Annotated in this window: 14 protein-coding genes; 7 read left to right on the forward strand and 7 right to left on the reverse strand. The window is 41.2% G+C overall.

Annotated features, from left to right (window positions below; translation table 11 throughout):
- Positions 1-229: 229 nt before the first annotated feature.
- Positions 230-529, forward strand: a complete 300-nt coding sequence (locus tag ACR5KR_RS10825; protein ID WP_445626543.1) for a ferredoxin — start codon at positions 230-232, stop codon at positions 527-529.
- 264 nt (positions 530-793) lie between these two features.
- On the opposite strand, the gene ACR5KR_RS10830 is transcribed toward ACR5KR_RS10825, so the two are convergent.
- Positions 794-2491, reverse strand: a complete 1698-nt coding sequence (locus ACR5KR_RS10830) for a SpoIID/LytB domain-containing protein (protein WP_448266523.1) — start codon at positions 2489-2491, stop codon at positions 794-796.
- Positions 2492-2606: 115 nt separating this feature from the next.
- Between ACR5KR_RS10830 and ACR5KR_RS10835 the strand changes: the two genes are divergently transcribed.
- The 4 genes from ACR5KR_RS10835 to ACR5KR_RS10850 all read left to right on the forward strand — a co-directional run bounded on the left by ACR5KR_RS10835 (position 2607) and on the right by ACR5KR_RS10850 (position 5470).
- Entirely contained in the window at positions 2607-2870 is a 264-nt protein-coding gene (locus ACR5KR_RS10835; protein ID WP_104907642.1) for a ParB N-terminal domain-containing protein, read from the forward strand.
- A gap of 171 nt (positions 2871-3041) precedes the next feature.
- On the forward strand, positions 3042-3533 hold the full coding sequence (locus ACR5KR_RS10840; RefSeq protein WP_289799395.1) for a Dps family protein: 492 nt from the start codon (positions 3042-3044) through the stop codon (positions 3531-3533).
- 96 nt (positions 3534-3629) lie between these two features.
- Positions 3630-4274, forward strand: a complete 645-nt coding sequence (gene grpE, locus ACR5KR_RS10845; protein ID WP_448266524.1) for a nucleotide exchange factor GrpE — start codon at positions 3630-3632, stop codon at positions 4272-4274.
- A gap of 869 nt (positions 4275-5143) precedes the next feature.
- A complete protein-coding gene (locus tag ACR5KR_RS10850) occupies positions 5144-5470 on the forward strand; it encodes an STAS domain-containing protein (RefSeq protein ID WP_322675524.1) in 327 nt (108 codons plus the stop codon).
- On the opposite strand, the gene ACR5KR_RS10855 is transcribed toward ACR5KR_RS10850, so the two are convergent.
- The 3 genes from ACR5KR_RS10855 to ACR5KR_RS10865 all read right to left on the reverse strand — a co-directional run bounded on the left by ACR5KR_RS10855 (position 5471) and on the right by ACR5KR_RS10865 (position 8721).
- Positions 5471-6607: a PP2C family protein-serine/threonine phosphatase gene (locus tag ACR5KR_RS10855; protein ID WP_448266525.1), complete on the reverse strand. Its 1137-nt coding sequence runs from the start codon at positions 6605-6607 to the stop codon at positions 5471-5473.
- Between the two features lie 389 nt (positions 6608-6996).
- A complete protein-coding gene (locus tag ACR5KR_RS10860) occupies positions 6997-7764 on the reverse strand; it encodes a DUF1350 family protein (RefSeq protein WP_448266526.1) in 768 nt (255 codons plus the stop codon).
- A 237-nt stretch (positions 7765-8001) separates the two neighbouring features.
- The gene (locus ACR5KR_RS10865; RefSeq protein ID WP_445626538.1) at positions 8002-8721 is read right to left on the reverse strand and encodes a hypothetical protein; all 720 of its coding nucleotides are present in this window, start codon (positions 8719-8721) and stop codon (positions 8002-8004) included.
- A 218-nt stretch (positions 8722-8939) separates the two neighbouring features.
- Here ACR5KR_RS10865 and ACR5KR_RS10870 point away from each other — a divergent pair, with 218 nt between their 5' ends.
- Entirely contained in the window at positions 8940-9554 is a 615-nt protein-coding gene (locus tag ACR5KR_RS10870) for a Uma2 family endonuclease (RefSeq protein WP_445626537.1), read from the forward strand.
- Positions 9555-9574: 20 nt separating this feature from the next.
- On the opposite strand, the gene ACR5KR_RS10875 is transcribed toward ACR5KR_RS10870, so the two are convergent.
- Together ACR5KR_RS10875 and ACR5KR_RS10880 are read right to left on the reverse strand one after the other, a co-directional pair.
- The gene (locus ACR5KR_RS10875; RefSeq protein ID WP_448266527.1) at positions 9575-10927 is read right to left on the reverse strand and encodes a pentapeptide repeat-containing protein; all 1353 of its coding nucleotides are present in this window, start codon (positions 10925-10927) and stop codon (positions 9575-9577) included.
- A 105-nt stretch (positions 10928-11032) separates the two neighbouring features.
- The gene (locus tag ACR5KR_RS10880; RefSeq protein ID WP_448266528.1) at positions 11033-12394 is read right to left on the reverse strand and encodes a DUF3370 domain-containing protein; all 1362 of its coding nucleotides are present in this window, start codon (positions 12392-12394) and stop codon (positions 11033-11035) included.
- Between the two features lie 167 nt (positions 12395-12561).
- Between ACR5KR_RS10880 and ACR5KR_RS10885 the strand changes: the two genes are divergently transcribed.
- The gene (locus tag ACR5KR_RS10885) at positions 12562-14574 is read left to right on the forward strand and encodes a prolyl oligopeptidase family serine peptidase (protein ID WP_448266529.1); all 2013 of its coding nucleotides are present in this window, start codon (positions 12562-12564) and stop codon (positions 14572-14574) included.
- Positions 14575-14866: 292 nt separating this feature from the next.
- Here the strand turns inward: ACR5KR_RS10885 and chlP are convergent, their stop codons facing one another.
- Positions 14867-16087: a geranylgeranyl reductase gene (gene chlP, locus ACR5KR_RS10890; RefSeq protein ID WP_445626533.1), complete on the reverse strand. Its 1221-nt coding sequence runs from the start codon at positions 16085-16087 to the stop codon at positions 14867-14869.
- Positions 16088-16339: the final 252 nt, after the last annotated feature.

A 16339-nucleotide genomic window follows, 5' to 3' on the forward strand; every position in this document is an offset into this window, starting at 1 on the left:
TTTTCTAATTACAACCTGAATAGGGTCGAAAATAATATAAACAAAACTTATCGGGATTAAGTAACTAAATTTCATTACTAATCGCGTTCAATTTCCAGTCACATCGTTTAATTTTTCTCGTAGTATCAGAATTGAAGCAAATTTGAACTAACGGCTAATTCCACAGAACAGCCGTGACCTTTGCCTTAAGATAACTTATACTGCCGTTCGCAAAAGAGAGGATTACTCAATGCCAAGTTATAAAGTCACACTAATCAACGACGCTGAAGGACTGAACGAAACAATTGAAGTTGAAGACGATACCTATATTCTAGATGCTGCTGAAGAAGCTGGTCTTGACTTGCCTTATTCTTGCCGCGCTGGTGCTTGCTCGACCTGTGCAGGTAAACTTACCAAGGGTACTGTCGATCAGAGTGACCAGTCATTCTTAGATGATGAACAAATAGAAAAAGGATATGTACTGACTTGTGTCGCCTATCCAACCTCTGACGTAACAATCGAAACTCACAAAGAAGAAGACCTTTACTAAGAGTTAAGCGACTCAACCATAAACTTGCAAGAGTTACTAATGTTGACAAAATACAAACAAGATATCTAGAGTTAACATCCTGGCAATGCAATGCCGTGTGTACCTCTGAAGGGACTTTGACAAAAAGTCTAATTTTGTGTTGAGCAGGAACACAGTAAATGTTGTGTTCCTGCTTAATTTTTTAAGTATGAGTTTGCTCTCTATTTTTTACCTCTTCTTAACTCCCGACTCCTAGCGAAAGATGCAACTTAAATGTTAATAAGCTTAAAGCTTAGTTTTTTTGTTAAGAATTTGAATCTGAGTACCAGGATAGTAAAATTGGAGAATTTTTGGACTTGACCAACCTAGTTTAGCTAAATTTTGAGCGCCAGTTTGACTCAAGCCAACTCCATGTCCTAATCCACCACCAATAAAAGCGTATCCCCAGAGTTCTGGTTTGCCTTTGTTCAGGGGTTCGATGTAAAAAAGCGTACTTGTAGGAGCGGCAAAAGCACTGCGAACTTCGTCTTTGTGCAAAATAAAAGTACTGCGATCGGTTTTAACCGCAAGTTCTAGGATACGTCCACTCTGGCTGCGCTCCACTACTGCCATAGCCTGAATTGTCTTAAATTTGGCATGGGGACTGTTTTTCACCTGTAAAAACTTTTGCAAGTCCTTGATAATATCTTTTAAAGGCGTTTCCTTATGCCAACGAAACATATCCCACTTGCTTTCATTAAATCCTTGTTGCGTATTAATAAATTTCTGAAAGTTCTTTTCATCTGCTAAATTCTGCTTAGACAAGTCCCAAAAATTAGTCGGAGCATCCAGTACAGGGCGCAGATAGGGCCGATCTTCGCCATTCCAGACATCGCTAAAGGAAGCGGTGACGCCACCAGTGGTAGAAGAATACAGGGCGTCTATGAGTTCATTTTGATAAGTTAGTACTTTACCCTTAGTTGAGGCGATCGCTTGGTCTGTTTTGGCTGCTGCTCCCTTCAACCCATAATAAACTTGGCAGTGAGTATCAGCACACAACTGATAGTTATCGGCGGCAAACCTACGTAAATTTCTCAAAGCATAAGTCCGGGCGAGAATTGCCTGAGCTTCCAGCGCCGCTTTTGGTGCATCTGTTCCTATTTCGTAAGGTACGACCCCACGTAAATAAGTTTCTAAAGGTACTTGGTTAACGAGAGTGTATGTGCCATAAGCATTTGGCTGCAAATTCATTCGACCGGCATAAAGACGAGCAAACTCTGGTTTTTCGCTTTTATTTACCCGAATCAAGTTTTTATCAGTGCTAATTTCCAAGTTATTTGGGCTATAGCGATTACCATCCACTACCCAGCTCACTCGCGGCACTTGCTTCAAAATTTTCGTATCAAGATATACTTTATCTTGAGTAGAAGCTTGGATGTTTTGTAATAACAAGCGTCGCAGTAAAGGGGTGCTGTAAACATCTCGTTTAGCCCAAACCTGCCAGCGTTCTGGCTGGGCTATTTCCACTTCCATTCCCTGAGAACGCCATTTATTAGCACTGTCTTCCGCAGTTTCAAAAGTACGGTATGTGCCCAAAACTACTACTTCTTGGACTGCTGACTGGGGTAAAGCTTGCATGACTGTTTCCAGCTTTACAGGATTTTTCGTAAACAGGACTTGCTGCTTATTGCCCACTTGAAATTTTAGCTTTAAGCGATCGCCTTTGATCGGTTCGAGTTGCAGCTTGGCTGTGGCTTCGGCGCCAAATCGCTGTACAATCCCAATTTTCAGTTCTATATCCTGGATGTTGCTCTCAGGCCCTGATGCAGCAGTCAGTCCCAATAGACAAAATGTTGTAAGCACAGCGTGGGGAAAACGCCAAAACGAAAATTTCATGGCTATCTGATAGGGAAGCGATAGCGAGTACTCAAGCGTCTTCTGCCCCTTAATGCGTCGTTGGAGCTGATTTTCCAATTGCTTTGTAGTGCGGTTTTTTTGTCGCATGAATGCTCCAATGATACCATTACCAATTTTGCCCTAAATACTAGTTGCAAAACGAAGTCATAATGACTATGATTTATATAGAGACAAAAAACAGAACTAGTTGGATAAACTCTTTATGGTTAAAGTCCAAGAAATTCCATTAAATCAGATAAAACGGCCATTGCCGCGTACAAACGATCCAAATAAAGTACAAGCCTTAATGGAATCGATTGCGGAGATTGGGCAGCAAGAACCTATTGATGTCCTAGAAGTAGATGGACAATATTATGGCTTTTCTGGTTGCCATCGGTATGAAGCTTGCCAGCGTTTAGGCAAAGAAACCGTTTTAGCCAGAGTTCGTAAAGCACCCCGTAGCGTTTTGAAGATGCACTTGGCATAGAGAATGGGAGTGGGGAGATGAGGGAGCAGGGGAGAAATCAATTCAAAATTCAAAACTTGTACTGAGCGTAGCCGAAGTATTCAAAATTCAAACATTTTAGAACTTCTGCCTCTTCTGCCCAATGCCCAATTTCCAATCCCCCATTACATATAACCTAATTAGGAGAAAATTATGTCATCGAAAGTAACAGTCAAAAATGTAAATATCGGCATTGACGAGGCGAGTAGGGCTAAAATTGCCGATGGCTTATCTCACCTGTTAGCTGACACTTATACACTGTATCTGAAAACTCATAACTTCCATTGGAATGTAACGGGGCCGATGTTTCAAACATTGCATTTGATGTTTGAGACCCAGTATACAGAATTAGCCTTAGCAGTTGATTTAATAGCCGAAAGAATTAGAGCGCTTGGCTATCCTGCACCAGGAACCTACAGCGAATATGCCAAACTAAGTTCGATTCCAGAAACTCCCGGAGTTCCAAAAGCTGTGGAGATGATTCGCGAACTTGTGGAAGGACAAGAAGCTGTAGTCAGAACTGCACGGTCTATTTTTCCGGTGATAGAGGAAGTTAACGACGAACCTACCGCCGATTTATTGACTCAGCGGATGCAAGTACACGAAAAGACAGCTTGGATGTTGAGAAGTTTACTGGAAGAATAAAGAATAGGGAATAGGGCATAGGGAATAGGGAACAGAGAAAAAACTTAATCGCCAATGCCCCATTCTCAATGCCCCATTCCCAATGCCCCATTTCCAATGCTCCATTCCCAAAAGTTGCAAGATTTAATGCAACAGGTAGGTATTTCTAGTTTTAAAGGGCTGAGTCGCGCTGCTGGTGTCTCAGAGCGTCAACTTTTACGCTTACGCCAAGGAAAGTTAGAGCAGATGCGGGTAGATGTGCTGCTTAAGCTTTCGCCAGTGCTACAGATGCCATTGAATGAATTAATCGCAACTTTTTCAACCGTAGAGTTATTACAAGAGAAAACAGCGCCTACTCAGGAATTGTTACAAGAAATTACAGATTTAAGAAGAGAGTACGATCGCTCGCAGCTTCAATTAGAACAACAGCGAGAATTATTACTACAAGAACTCCAGCAGTCGAGTTTACAACTGCTGGAGTCTTTATTATTGCAATGGCCAACAGCAGCACAGAAAGCGCAGGAGAATCCCCAGCTAGCAGCAGTCAAAATAGTACCTTTGGTGCAGAAACCCCTAGAAAAGCTATTACAGGCGTGGGGAGTGGAAGCGATCGCCCCTGTGGGAGCAGAATTACCTTACGATCCCCAACTGCACCAATTGCTGGAGGGAACTGCACAACCTGGAGAAACAGTCAAAGTACGCTACACTGGCTACCTTCAAGGTGAGAAGTTGCTTTACAGAGCTAAAGTGAGTCCTGTTTGAGAGCGTGAGGAATAGAGACGCGATTAACCCAAGTCTTTCCAGGAGTTAGGAGTAACAAATTCATAACTCTTTACTTTTTGTATTGTTTGTCGATAAATGACAGATATTGGGAATACTAAAATAGCAAAGGCGATCGCCTTGAGAAAACTTCTTTTAAAGCCTTGGTGTCGGTTCTAGCTTGCTTGGCGCTGTTGAAACCTAAATTTTTGGCTCTAGAGCGGTAGTCCAGAGGTAAATTCTTTCAATTATGTAAGTAATTGGACATAAATAAATGTAGATCCTAGTTACTATCATAAATACTCACGGAGGAAAAGCTGCTGCTAGACCAGGTTTAGCTATACGTAAGTGTAGCTCAGACTGTTTGAATTTTGAATTGCTTAATGACAGCTACGATCGTGAGATTTATTGGAGAATCTCAGTTTTGCAAAAATTTTTGGGAAATAATCTGAAAAGCACTAACTTCAGCTTGTATATAAGTAAGTATATATCTAAATCGATAAGATGCAAATAAGTCGTCGTCAAAAAATCAACATATATGATAGAACATCAAATCAACGAACGGCTTATAAATTAGTCATTTTAACATCTTTACAAAACTAAACATACTAGTTGTTTATTATGCGAGCTTACTTAACTGGTTGATTTATAGCTGATCTATTTATAGTTAAAAAACTATATTTAATTGAACTAATAGTTTTTTAAAATTACAAGAAAATAGATTCAAATTTTGATAATTAATCTTTCTCTATCCTGATTAATGATTAATAATTATTCCATCTCTAATCTTAAATTTTATTTTACAAGCATTTTTAAATGTTCTATAATAGCGAAATCAGAGTATTATTTACATAAGTCAGAGTGACATAATTATGAGAGAACAAGTAAAAGTTATTAAGCTCAGTGGTAATTTGAATGCCACAACTTCACAAGACTTTCGGCAAAATATCACAAATATTCTAGAAAGTGGTGCGAAAATTGTGTTAGTTGATTTTAAAGATGTAACGTTTATGGATAGTTCGGGTTTGGGAGCTTTAGTATTAGCTTTTAAAACCTTGCGAGCCGCAGATATTAAGCTTGTTCTCTGCTCAATTAATGAGCAGGTCAGGATATTATTTGAACTGACTAATATGGATAAAGTATTTGAAATCTTTCCCAGCCAAGACGCATTTAATCAGGTTTTAGTCTCTAACACGTAATTAATCAAACTTAATTTGCAAAATAGATAAATCATCATCAAAAGCATCTTTGGAGTTCAGAGCTATTAAATAACTGAGTACGCGATCGAGTTGGCTATCAACAGGATCTTGTAAGCTAACTAGTAGCTGAATAAAAGCATCCAAACTCCAAAGTGTGCCGTCTGATTTAGTTATTTCATAAGCGCCATCACTAAAAATATAAAGGGTACTGAATTTTTCAATATTGCAAAACCCATCAATATATTTTGCCTCTGGAAACATGCCAACTGGCATACCAGGGGTTTTTAGGAGTTGAACTTCAGACTTTCTTGGAGATGTGCCGGTTACTAAAACTGCTGGTGGATGACCTGCACTAGCATAAATTAACTGGCGGTTGATTCGGTTGTAAACTCCGTACCAAATCGTAAAGTATTTATCATTTTGATAATTCATCTGAAAAGTGTCATTTAAACCTTTCAATACATCACTAGGTTGATAGTAATCGAAACCTTTGAGCGCACGGGAACGCAGCAGATTTAGCACTGAAACAGAAGGAAGAGTAGCTTTGAGTCCATGTCCGGCGGTATCGAGTAAGTAAATTGCTAGATAGTCATCATCGAGCCAATAGTAATCGAAACAGTCACCGCCTAGTTGTCGTGAAGGAATGAATCGAAAATTTATATTGAAGGGTTCAGTCATTGAAAGAGGTAGCAGCGATCGCACATATTCTGCTGCTTCTGACATTTCTGATTCTAGAAGCAACTTTTGAGCCTGCAAATCTCTACTCAACTGATGCAAGCGTAATCCTGCTCTTACCCGTGCTTGTAATTCATTATGCTCAATAGGTTTAGAGATAAAATCATCAGCACCAGCGTCTAGACCTTTGACGCAATCGGCAACGGAATCTAAGGATGTTAATAAAATAAAAAATGTGGTGAAAAATTTTGGGTCTGTCTTAATGTGGTGGCAAACTTCCAGACCATTCAATCCCGGCATGATCCAATCACAAATAATTAGTGCTGGACGATAAACTAATGCCTTTTCTATTCCTTCCTCGCCGCTACTGGCAGTAACTACTTCATAACCCTGTTTTTCCAACATCCTTTTCAGGAGTATTTTTATTGAATGATCGTCATCAATTATTAGTATTTGAAACATATAAATTTTTTGAAAACACTCATTAATAATTTTTTGTCAAACTAGAAAATAAAAATATGATATGAGCTAATAAGCTAGTAGTATCAATACAGAGATGCTATAGCGCTTATCGTACCCTGCGGGTACTCCTTCTCCCTTGGCGTTAGCCTCTCCCTTTGGGAGAAGGGGAGACGCTAGGACGAACAGATAACTCGTAAAGTAGCCGCTACGTGTCTATGTATGCAATAGACTTTGACTACTCTCTCTTTTTAAGAGAAAGTACCTGACGTTGGGGCAACAGGCGTAAGGAGTTGAGAGTTTGGTCTTTATTAGACTCAAATGAGAAAGAAGCACTATAACTCATTTCTATTTACTCATCAAATTTACGACTATTTAAGAGTCATAAAATATTATGGCGTTCCCAAAGGATTTAGCCATAAAAGAATGTTGCTTCTTAACTGGTTTAAGTCGCGGTATGCTTCTTGTTTGAACCATTGCCCTAAAGCATCAAAGGGGGTAAAAGATGTTCCCGTTTGCCATTTGATATCTTGACCTAAAGGTGTTGTATGATTTCCTGGTAACGTTTTCGCTGTCACCATCTCATCAAAACGTTCTTGTAAGATTTTGGTTAAAGCTGCCGATTGATCGATGGTGTCATTACTAAATTTTATTAATAAATTGCGCCGGATATTGTAATGTTCTTGGACAAGTTTGTTAGTTTCCAACGGTGAGGGGGTAAATTCAATCGCAAAAGTAGAATTGAACTGCTCTACTAGAGGGATAGCTTCTTTAGCGGCGTAGTTGTTGAAGGATATTAAAATATTTCCTGCACGTTCTACTTTAAACAGGCTACCAATCAGCAAGTGGAGTTTACAGCCCATACTGTGTCCAACGCCGTAGATAGGGAAGTAAAGCTTGCGTAATGCCCCAGAATCATGCAATCGTTCGAGGGTGCGGTCAAAGTTTAACAGCACGGATTTTGCGATCGCAGTATGATCCAATGTATTGACGAAAGGCGTAGCAATTACAACGTAGCCTTTACTTGCCAGTTGTTCGAGCAACCAGCGATAAGTGATGTGTGGTGCAGTGGCGACAAATGCACCTCCTAAAAAATGAACGATACCTATGGGATTTTGGGGAATGATTACCCAGTTCCCTCTAATTTCTTTCCAGTCCATACGGATAAGCGATCGCTTTACGATTATTCTTTATGGTAGACCGGGGATTGCAACCGTGGGAAAGATTATGGAAAAAAGCCATTAAGAATATTTTACTAGCAGATTGGAAGCTAACTCACCCAGTAACCTCTATGGATTTATCAGTAGCATCTACGCTTTCTCTCACTCTGACTGAGTACCGAGTGAATTTACGAGTGCTTTCTAAATTCCTATTACAAAACTTAATTACGAATTATCTTAACGTTGAGTCTGTAATCTTTTCATTTCGTATTGCACATCTAATGCAATTTGTAATGCTTCATTGAGTAACCTTCCATGTTCAGTAGCCTCCTCTGTTACTTGCATCGCTGTTAACGTTGCTAAATTGTTGATAAATAGTTCTGTATTACTGAGGATAAAATTCTTATTTTCTCTTAAAATCCTTTCTGTCTTCAAAGCGCGAACTAAATCAGCTTTGGTGAGTTTAAGCGCTTCGATTACATCCTCCCTTTCCTTTATAATCACTTCTGGATTACCAGCTTCTTCTATTTGGTCATTGATATCTATAACTCTAATAACAGTATTATATCTATTAACCTCATTTAACAGGATTTGCAGAGATTTTGTCATGTTAGCTTTAACAAGCTTACTTTTACTTTTCCAGACAAAATATAAAATGCTTTGCGTCAGACCACCAGCCCAAAGTCCTAAAAAAAATAATAATATCCATGATGGAATTGTTATCCACGTCACAAACATTTTAATAATTAAATCGAATAAAATATAGATAAAAATAAATGTAGAAAATCCAATAAAAACCACAGTTGCTCCTTCAGAGCTTTGAAGTTTTTGTATATATACATTTACTAATCTTTTGAGAGGATTTGTAATGATTAAAAGTTCCTCATTGACAGGTAAATTAGTCAGCTTTTGCAGATCGTTCTGACTAATTTCCAATCCCTGTAAATCATCCCGCACAGCTTTTCAACCCTTGCCAGAATAGTTATTTAATCTAATATAGCAATCAAATTTCTAGAATGCTGGCATTTTGTCTAAACTTTTGCAAGCAAATTAATACTTGTAGGCAATGTCAAGAATTTTTGTACAATATGATACTCTTTTATCACTTTGTCAATGCGTAAGTCCTAATCAACATTTATTGGATGATAAAGTAAAACATATATGGAGGTAAGATTATGATCCAAGCGTTGCCCAAATTACTCACCTTTAATGAATTTATCGAATGGTATCCCAATGATGCAAAACGCTATGAGTTGCACAAAGGAGTAATTATTGAAATGCCGCCTCCAACCGGAACACATGAAAAAGTTATTGCATTTTTGTCGCGGAAATTAACTGTGGAGTTCGATCGTCTCAATTTACCCTACGGAATTCCCAAAACTGTATTGCTCCAAACTGCTTCTGCCGAATCCGCTTATTCGCCTGATGTGTTGCTGCTAAATCTTGATAATCTCGACAATGAACCGCTTTTTCAAAAACAGTCAACAGTAAGCCAAGCTGCATCGGTTCCAATAGTCATCGAAGTTGTTTCAACCAACTGGCGAGATGATTACTACAATAAATTTGGAGATTATGAAGAAATGGGCATTCCCGAATATTGGATTGCTGATTATGCTGCATTGGGTGCAAGAAAGTTCATCGGTAATCCCAAACAACCCACTATTTTTGTATGCGAATTAGTTGATGGTGAATATCAAATGACAGCGTTTCAAGGTAACACCGCGATTTCATCACCTACCTTTCCCCAATTAAATTTAACTGCACAGCAGATTTTTAATGCGGCTAACTAATTTTTTATCTAGTCTTATAATTATCTTCCCAACTTATTAGGAATACCTTCACAACCACCAGGAATAGTACCTCTAGTTTTCTCGCCACCCCAAGTGCAACAGTAGTTACGTGTAGACTCAGACATTCGTTGTACGTTGCTGAAATCGGCATTTTCTACCACAGCGCCGGTTTGTTCGCCGGTTTCATAATCTGGTGCTTGGGTGCGACTGCGGGGTGAGGCTTTATCTACTACACCATAGAATAGGCGAATCCCGTTGATGTCAGCATCATTGAGATTCGCACCATATAAAATTGTGCGGGAGAGGTTGGCTTTTACTAAATCACAACCGCTCAGATTGGCGCGGACAAGATTAGCTTCGCTCAGATCAGTCCAACGTAAATCAGTACCAGAAAGGTCGGCTGCGGCTAGCATTACGCCTAAATCGATGACGCGCACACCTTCGAGGCGGTCTTCTGCATATCCGCCAGTTCCATCAAGAATGGCTCGACCTAATAAGCGATCGCGTTTTAGGGGTGACAGTAACTTGGAACGTGACAAAAAACGGAGAATTTTCGCTTTCCCACTACCATCGACACTACTTAAAATTGCCGCAGTGCGTCCTTCCGCGATCGCTCTTTCTTGGGGCCAATCTTCTAATAATCCTTCTTCATCTAATACCAAGTCGGAAACGCCTTGGAAGTAGGAATCAATTGTCTGTTGCTGGGTGATGATATTTTGCTGAACTGTCAGCATATTTTGCTGAATTGTCAAGTCTTTGGAAATCACATATTGTCGCCATGCTACGTAAACGGCAATGATGGCGATCAGAATTTGCCCCAAAGCGCCAAACCATTCTGCAAGGCTACCAGCAGTTTCCCAGTTAATCTGGCGTCCTAAAACAAGTAAGCGATCGCCTACACCTGTGAATCTGATCGTGCCGATAATGGCTACTATTAGTCCCAAAAAGGCCACAAACAGGGTACGTTCTTGGGGTGAAAACCATTCGTCTAAAACTTCTTGCAACCAAGGCAATAATATCGCCAGGGATAATAGCAAAGCCATCAGCGTGCCGATAATGCCGACGATCCAATTATTGAGGATAATTCCAATGAAGGTGATGGCGATCGCTATTAAAATAATCAGCAATGCCCTCGGCTTAACTGTGAATTGCTTACTAATGGGTTGTTTGAAGTCAGAACGGGCTTGTTGTAAAGCAGTTGGATGTTGCGAAGATTGCAAAGACCCAATTGCTACTAGTGCTTGTTGTGTCGCTAGTACTTCTGAGGCTAGGTTTTTCTCATTTGCACTCCCGTCAAAGTCATCCGGCTGCAAATCATTTTCGGGGCCTGGTTCTGGGGTTGGTAGATTAGAGGAATTGGATTCAATCGTCATGTTTTCTATTTTGCCCCAGTAGATTCAGAACAACATCTGTTTTATCAGAAATTGCACTCAACTCAAGACTTGTATTCCATACAATACTTCTGGAATTTTAAATTGTTAATTTCGATCTACAGTTTGAATTGTCAACATTTGAGGAGGCGTAGCATCAGGTGGGTAGAGAAAATCCACTTCTACCAGTCGGTGCTGTCTAGGAGATATTTTTAATTGAGCCAGCGGTTTTCCCATCTGTCCCCGTTGTTGAACTAAATGCCAATATTGGGTTCTGGGTAAGCCATTATCGTCATTGTAGCGAATACGAACTGTACCTCGGAAAAACACAGATGGTTCAGGTGGTGAAAAAAAGCGAAGCCCTGGTTTACTTAACTCATCTTCTTTGATAGGCGTTTGGAAAAGTACATTTATAGTTTGCGGCTTATCTGTATTGTTGAATAATGGTAGAGAGATGTTGTATTCAATGCCATAGTTGCCGTGAGCTTCGTAAGCAGTACCAGGATAACGCGCTACGAGTTTAGCAGTTTGGTTTTGTCCTGTACCCATTTTGCCAGCCAAAAGGGTACTTAAACCGTAAGAAAAAGCTTGTCCCGATCCGGGAATTGTCAGGTATGAACTATTAGAGTCGGTAACTTGTGCTTGCCAACGAGAGCCAATAGCTACCCCTGCTACCCGTCCGTAAATTTCTGTTGCCCCTGCAAGCCGATCTGGAGGACTGGGTGCAGGTTCGCGGGGCCCTGCAAAATCACCATTTTCTAATAAATTCTCCCATTCTTCTAAAGTAGGCGCTCGTTCGCTACCATCGGCATTGGGTTTGGCAAACATGGCCAGGTTCGCCAGATAAATAGGACGATCGCTATACAAACGTAACAAAGTAGAACGTCCATTCAATGGCGGCGTTAAAGTCCGCACAGGAATGGGATGATTCATTAACATCCGGCTTTGTTTTGGTGGAATTACCAACTGGGCTGGCCATCCTTGTTGTCTGGTTCGCAGCACATCATTCATTACGCGATCGCCAGGCCCGGCATAAATGTTTCCCGAATTATTTGACAGCATAGGAGGCAGCTTGACAAAAGGTGCATCGGGTTGACTCACATAACTAGCTGCTTGCAATATATTGACAGTTGCAGTGCGATCGCTGGGATTGTAAACAATCACTCCCAAATAAAGAGTCCGCAAATCATTTGGCGTCTCAATCGCTCTAGCAATATGGTGAGAAAATAAATCAAACCGTCCCTGAAATGGAAAGTTTAGGTGGGCGCTGGGAAATTTTTTGCCTTGAGGAGGAAATGTAGAAAGCAGAATTCCTTCACTTTTAACTACTTCTGGATTATTACTGTTAAATACCGGTACTTCGTCAAGATGTCCTGTTAAAGGTCTTGTTTGTTGGGGAATGAAGATTTCTTGTGGTGGAGGAGAAGGCGATGCTTGAGCTAAAAACAAATAGGAAATAAAATTAAGCATTTATTCAAAAAGCAATTTATCGCTGAAGTTCAGAATACAGCATACTTAACCTCCCCCCAAGGGTGACAAATTACAAGAGGCTGTTTGTAAAATAAAGTTGCAAGTAACATCCAGCAAAGTGACTAACAGATGTAAGATAAGCGTCCTTGCTAATTTTGACAACAAACATGAAAAAGTTTAGGGAACTGGCATTAGCTTGTAGTGCGATCGCTGCTTTAATCGGTACGAGTCTCAAGGTTCAAGCAACGTCCAAGCGGCTGATTACCCTAGACGATATGTCTGCTCTCCACCAAGTTAGCGAACCGCAAATTTCTAGCGATGGAGCCTGGATAGCCTATACAGTCAAGAGTACCGATATCAAGAATGATTCTGTCAACAACCATATTTATCTGGCTTCGTGGGATGGCTCCCGCACCCTAAAATTAACTAACAGTAAAGATAGCGAAAGTTCTCCTCGTTTCAGTCCTGATGGAAAGTACCTAACTTTTCTCTCCAGTCGTCAGTCCGACAGTGAAGACAATCAAATTTGGCTGCTGAATCTTGCTGATGGAGAAGCAGAAAAGATTTCAGATTTTCCAGGAGGCGTTTCTGATTTCGTTTGGTCGCCCGATGGCAAACAACTGGCTGTAATCGCCGACGATCCACCCCCAGAAACTCACAACGAACAAAAGACGGCACAGCCAATTGTCATCGATCGCTTTCAATTTCTAGAGGACGGGGTTGGATATCTCGGAAAAAGTCGCGAACACCTCTACCTGTTTGACTTAGCAACTCACAAAGCAGATATTCTGACACCAGGTGAGTTTAATGAGTATTTACCCAGCTGGTCTCCAGATGGCAAGAAGATTGCTTTTGTTAGCAAGCGCGGTGCTGATATCGATCGGCATAACAATTGGGATGTCTACACAATCCAAGTCCAACCAGGAGCAAAAGTACATCAAATAACTACCAATGAAGTCCCCAATTGCGATCCCTCCTGGGGTAGCCGACCTGTTTGGAGTCCAGATGGAAAGTTAATAGCCTATCTGCAAGGAGGCCCTGAAAAGCTAATTGAGTATGCCGTTTACCATCTTGCCGTTATTCCAGCATCAGGAGGTACTCCACGTCTGTTAACAGCAAATCTCGATCGCAATGTTGTTAAGCCACGCTTTACATCTGATGGCAAATCAATTCTGTTTTTGCTGGAAGACGATGGCAATGTTCACCTAGCAAAAGTACCAGTAGCAGGCGGTAAGATAGAGCGATTACTAGGTGGACGTAGAAATATCAGCGCTTTTGACTTAGCGGGTGACGACAGGATTGCCTTGTTATCCTCAATGCCACAGCAGCCAAGTGAGGTTTTTACCCTTAAAGGCACTGAGCTGCGTTCAATATCGCACCAAAACCAGGAATTGCTTGCCCAACTTCTATTAGGAACCACGGAAGAAATTAGTTTCAAGAGTAAAGACGGCACCGAAATCCACGGTTTCTTAGTCAAACCACCAAATTTTCAACCAGGAAAGAAGTACCCAACACTCCTTCAACTTCATGGTGGCCCAGTTGGGCAGTACACAAACCAGTTTATGTATGACTGGCAGCTGTTTGCAGCAAAAGGTTATGTTGTCGTTGCAGTTAATCCACGGGGTAGTTCGGGACGGGGTGAAGCGTTCTCGAAGGCTATTTACGCTGACTGGGGAAATAAAGATGTTCAAGATGTCCTTGCTGCTGTTGACTACGTTGAAGCACAAGGAATAGCCGATCCATCTCGGTTGGGAATAGGTGGATGGAGTTACGGTGGTATGTTAACAAACTATACGATTGCCCAAGATACCCGTTTCAAAGCTGCGGTAAGTGGAGCTAGTATTTCCAATATTTTGGCAGGATACGGTACTGACGAGTATATTTATGACTACGAACAGGAATTGGGCGTGCCGTGGAAAAACCTCAACACTTGGCTAAGAGTTTCTTTTCCGTTCCTGCACGCCGACCGAATCGTAACACCAACACTATTTCTGGGTGGCGATCGCGATGTTTCTGTTCCGTTGCACAACTCCGAGCAGATGTATGAAGCACTCAAAAGTTTAGGGGTTGATACTCAATTGATTATTTATCCTGAGCAATCCCACGACATTAGCAAGCCGAGTTACCTGCGCGATCGCCTACAACGCTATCTTAATTGGTATAGCAAGCATGGATTGTGAGTATAAATACATACTTTTAACTTCACAAATTATACCATTTTGAAAAATGATTGCGACAGATGGATTCACAGCAAGTTCAGACGCACCAATCCAAAATCTAAAATCCAAAATCTAAAATGGTATTACCAAGTGGTATGTCTGATTAAATATGATGAGTTTGTAGTAAGCACTTCAGTGCTTCAAAATCTAGGACTAAAGTCCTTACTACGAACTTGTTTACCCATCAATTTCAACTTGACATTCTTTCCAATCGGCAAAATCGGGTAATTTATTTGTTGGAAGTCGCACTCAATTAAGGTGCAAGGGCATTACCGCGAATTAGACTACCGATAGTTTTGGCAGTAATCTTCAGTTGAGTGATCGGATTAGCTGGGACAACCGTCTTATACAGATAGCTATCGAATGTTAGCCGTTGTACATCAAGGTCATCACACATTTCCACAAACGCTTCGCGGGTAGCATCGGAACGATAGAATACGGTTTGCAGAATGTCCAGCACCTTGTAAGTGAGTCCGTATCTTTTATCCCAACGCTTCAGGTAAACCTTCAGGTCGCCTTCTGTAGGAATACGGCTACCATTATTAGATGCTTCGACAATGGTTTCGGCACACATCCGCCCAGATTTAGCGGCAAAATAAATACCTTCACCAGAGGACTTGGTAACATAACCAGCAGCATCTCCCACCAAGGCGATGCGACCGACAACACGACGGGGACGGGGATGTTCGGGAATGGGGTGGGCTTCAACTTTGATGATTTTACCGCCTGCTAGCTTCTCGGAAGCACGAGCGCGGATACCAGCTTGTAACTGTTTGATGCTGGCTTTATTGATTTGCATCGTACCAGTACCGACAGCTACGTGGTCATATTTGGGGAAAACCCAAGCGTAGAAATCGGTAGAAACGTCATCACCGACATACATTTCGGCGAGGTCGTTATAGTAGGCCATTTTGTCTTCGGGCAAGCGAATTCGCTCTTGAAAGGCGATCGCATAATTGTAATCCCCAGCGTCCATTTCTTTGGCAACGCGGGAATTAGCCCCATCCGCCCCAATAATTAGATCCACTTTCAGAGTTTTGGCAATACCCTGTGATATCCCATCTGTGTGGTCAACGTAATGAATCGTATAGGGATCGGTATTGTTTCCTGGTATATCGAGTTTATGAACAGTGGCATTAATTAAATTTGCGCCTAGTTTGGCTGCGCGATCGCGCAAAAAGCCATCCAGCACTTCCCGGCGGCACATTCCTATATATTCTTCTTCATTTACCAGATTGATATCAACCTCGCGATTGGAAGGTGAAATCATTTTCATCTTCCGTACCCGGCGATCGATAATCTCTGGTGGTAAGTCAAATTCACTCACCATACATAGGGGAATTGCACCCCCGCAAGGCTTCGCATTATCTAGCTTGCGCTCAAACAGGTAGGTTTCAATCCCAGAGGCTGCCAGTGTTTCTGCGGCAGATGAACCAGCAGGGCCTGACCCAATAACAGCAACCCGTAGTGTCAAAGGTCTTTCTCCCAATCTTCACATTTACCGAGAGCATACTACCACGGTCTTTCTGGTGATTTGGCGCTTTACCTCCAGGTTTCTGCACAAATGCAATATTCCTTAATGTTTCGATACGAATTGAACCTGGGGTATTGAGTATTTGGTATTGAGTATTGGGAAGAATGAAGAACAGGATTTACGCAAAATCATGAAAAACGAACCTCATAGATGCAAAGCGGCTTCTTGCAGGGTATAACGCAAAGAAATAAG

Source organism: Nostoc sp. DSM 114159 (assembly GCF_053470285.1).

Bases quoted from the DNA above. Each gene is read 5' to 3' on its own strand.
- ACR5KR_RS10860 (WP_448266526.1), bottom strand. From the start codon at position 7,764: ATGGACTGGAAAGAAATTAGAGGGAACTGGGTAATCATTCCCCAAAAT.
- ACR5KR_RS10835 (WP_104907642.1), top strand. From the start codon at position 2,607: ATGGTTAAAGTCCAAGAAATTCCATTAAATCAGATAAAACGGCCATTG.
- ACR5KR_RS10855 (WP_448266525.1), bottom strand. From the start codon at position 6,607: ATGTTTCAAATACTAATAATTGATGACGATCATTCAATAAAAATACTC.
- ACR5KR_RS10875 (WP_448266527.1), bottom strand. From the start codon at position 10,927: ATGACGATTGAATCCAATTCCTCTAATCTACCAACCCCAGAACCAGGC.
- ACR5KR_RS10825 (WP_445626543.1), top strand. From the start codon at position 230: ATGCCAAGTTATAAAGTCACACTAATCAACGACGCTGAAGGACTGAAC.
- ACR5KR_RS10880 (WP_448266528.1), bottom strand. From the start codon at position 12,394: ATGCTTAATTTTATTTCCTATTTGTTTTTAGCTCAAGCATCGCCTTCT.
- ACR5KR_RS10830 (WP_448266523.1), bottom strand. From the start codon at position 2,491: ATGCGACAAAAAAACCGCACTACAAAGCAATTGGAAAATCAGCTCCAA.
- ACR5KR_RS10850 (WP_322675524.1), top strand. From the start codon at position 5,144: ATGAGAGAACAAGTAAAAGTTATTAAGCTCAGTGGTAATTTGAATGCC.
- ACR5KR_RS10870 (WP_445626537.1), top strand. From the start codon at position 8,940: ATGATCCAAGCGTTGCCCAAATTACTCACCTTTAATGAATTTATCGAA.
- grpE (WP_448266524.1), top strand. From the start codon at position 3,630: ATGCTCCATTCCCAAAAGTTGCAAGATTTAATGCAACAGGTAGGTATT.
- ACR5KR_RS10885 (WP_448266529.1), top strand. From the start codon at position 12,562: ATGAAAAAGTTTAGGGAACTGGCATTAGCTTGTAGTGCGATCGCTGCT.
- ACR5KR_RS10840 (WP_289799395.1), top strand. From the start codon at position 3,042: ATGTCATCGAAAGTAACAGTCAAAAATGTAAATATCGGCATTGACGAG.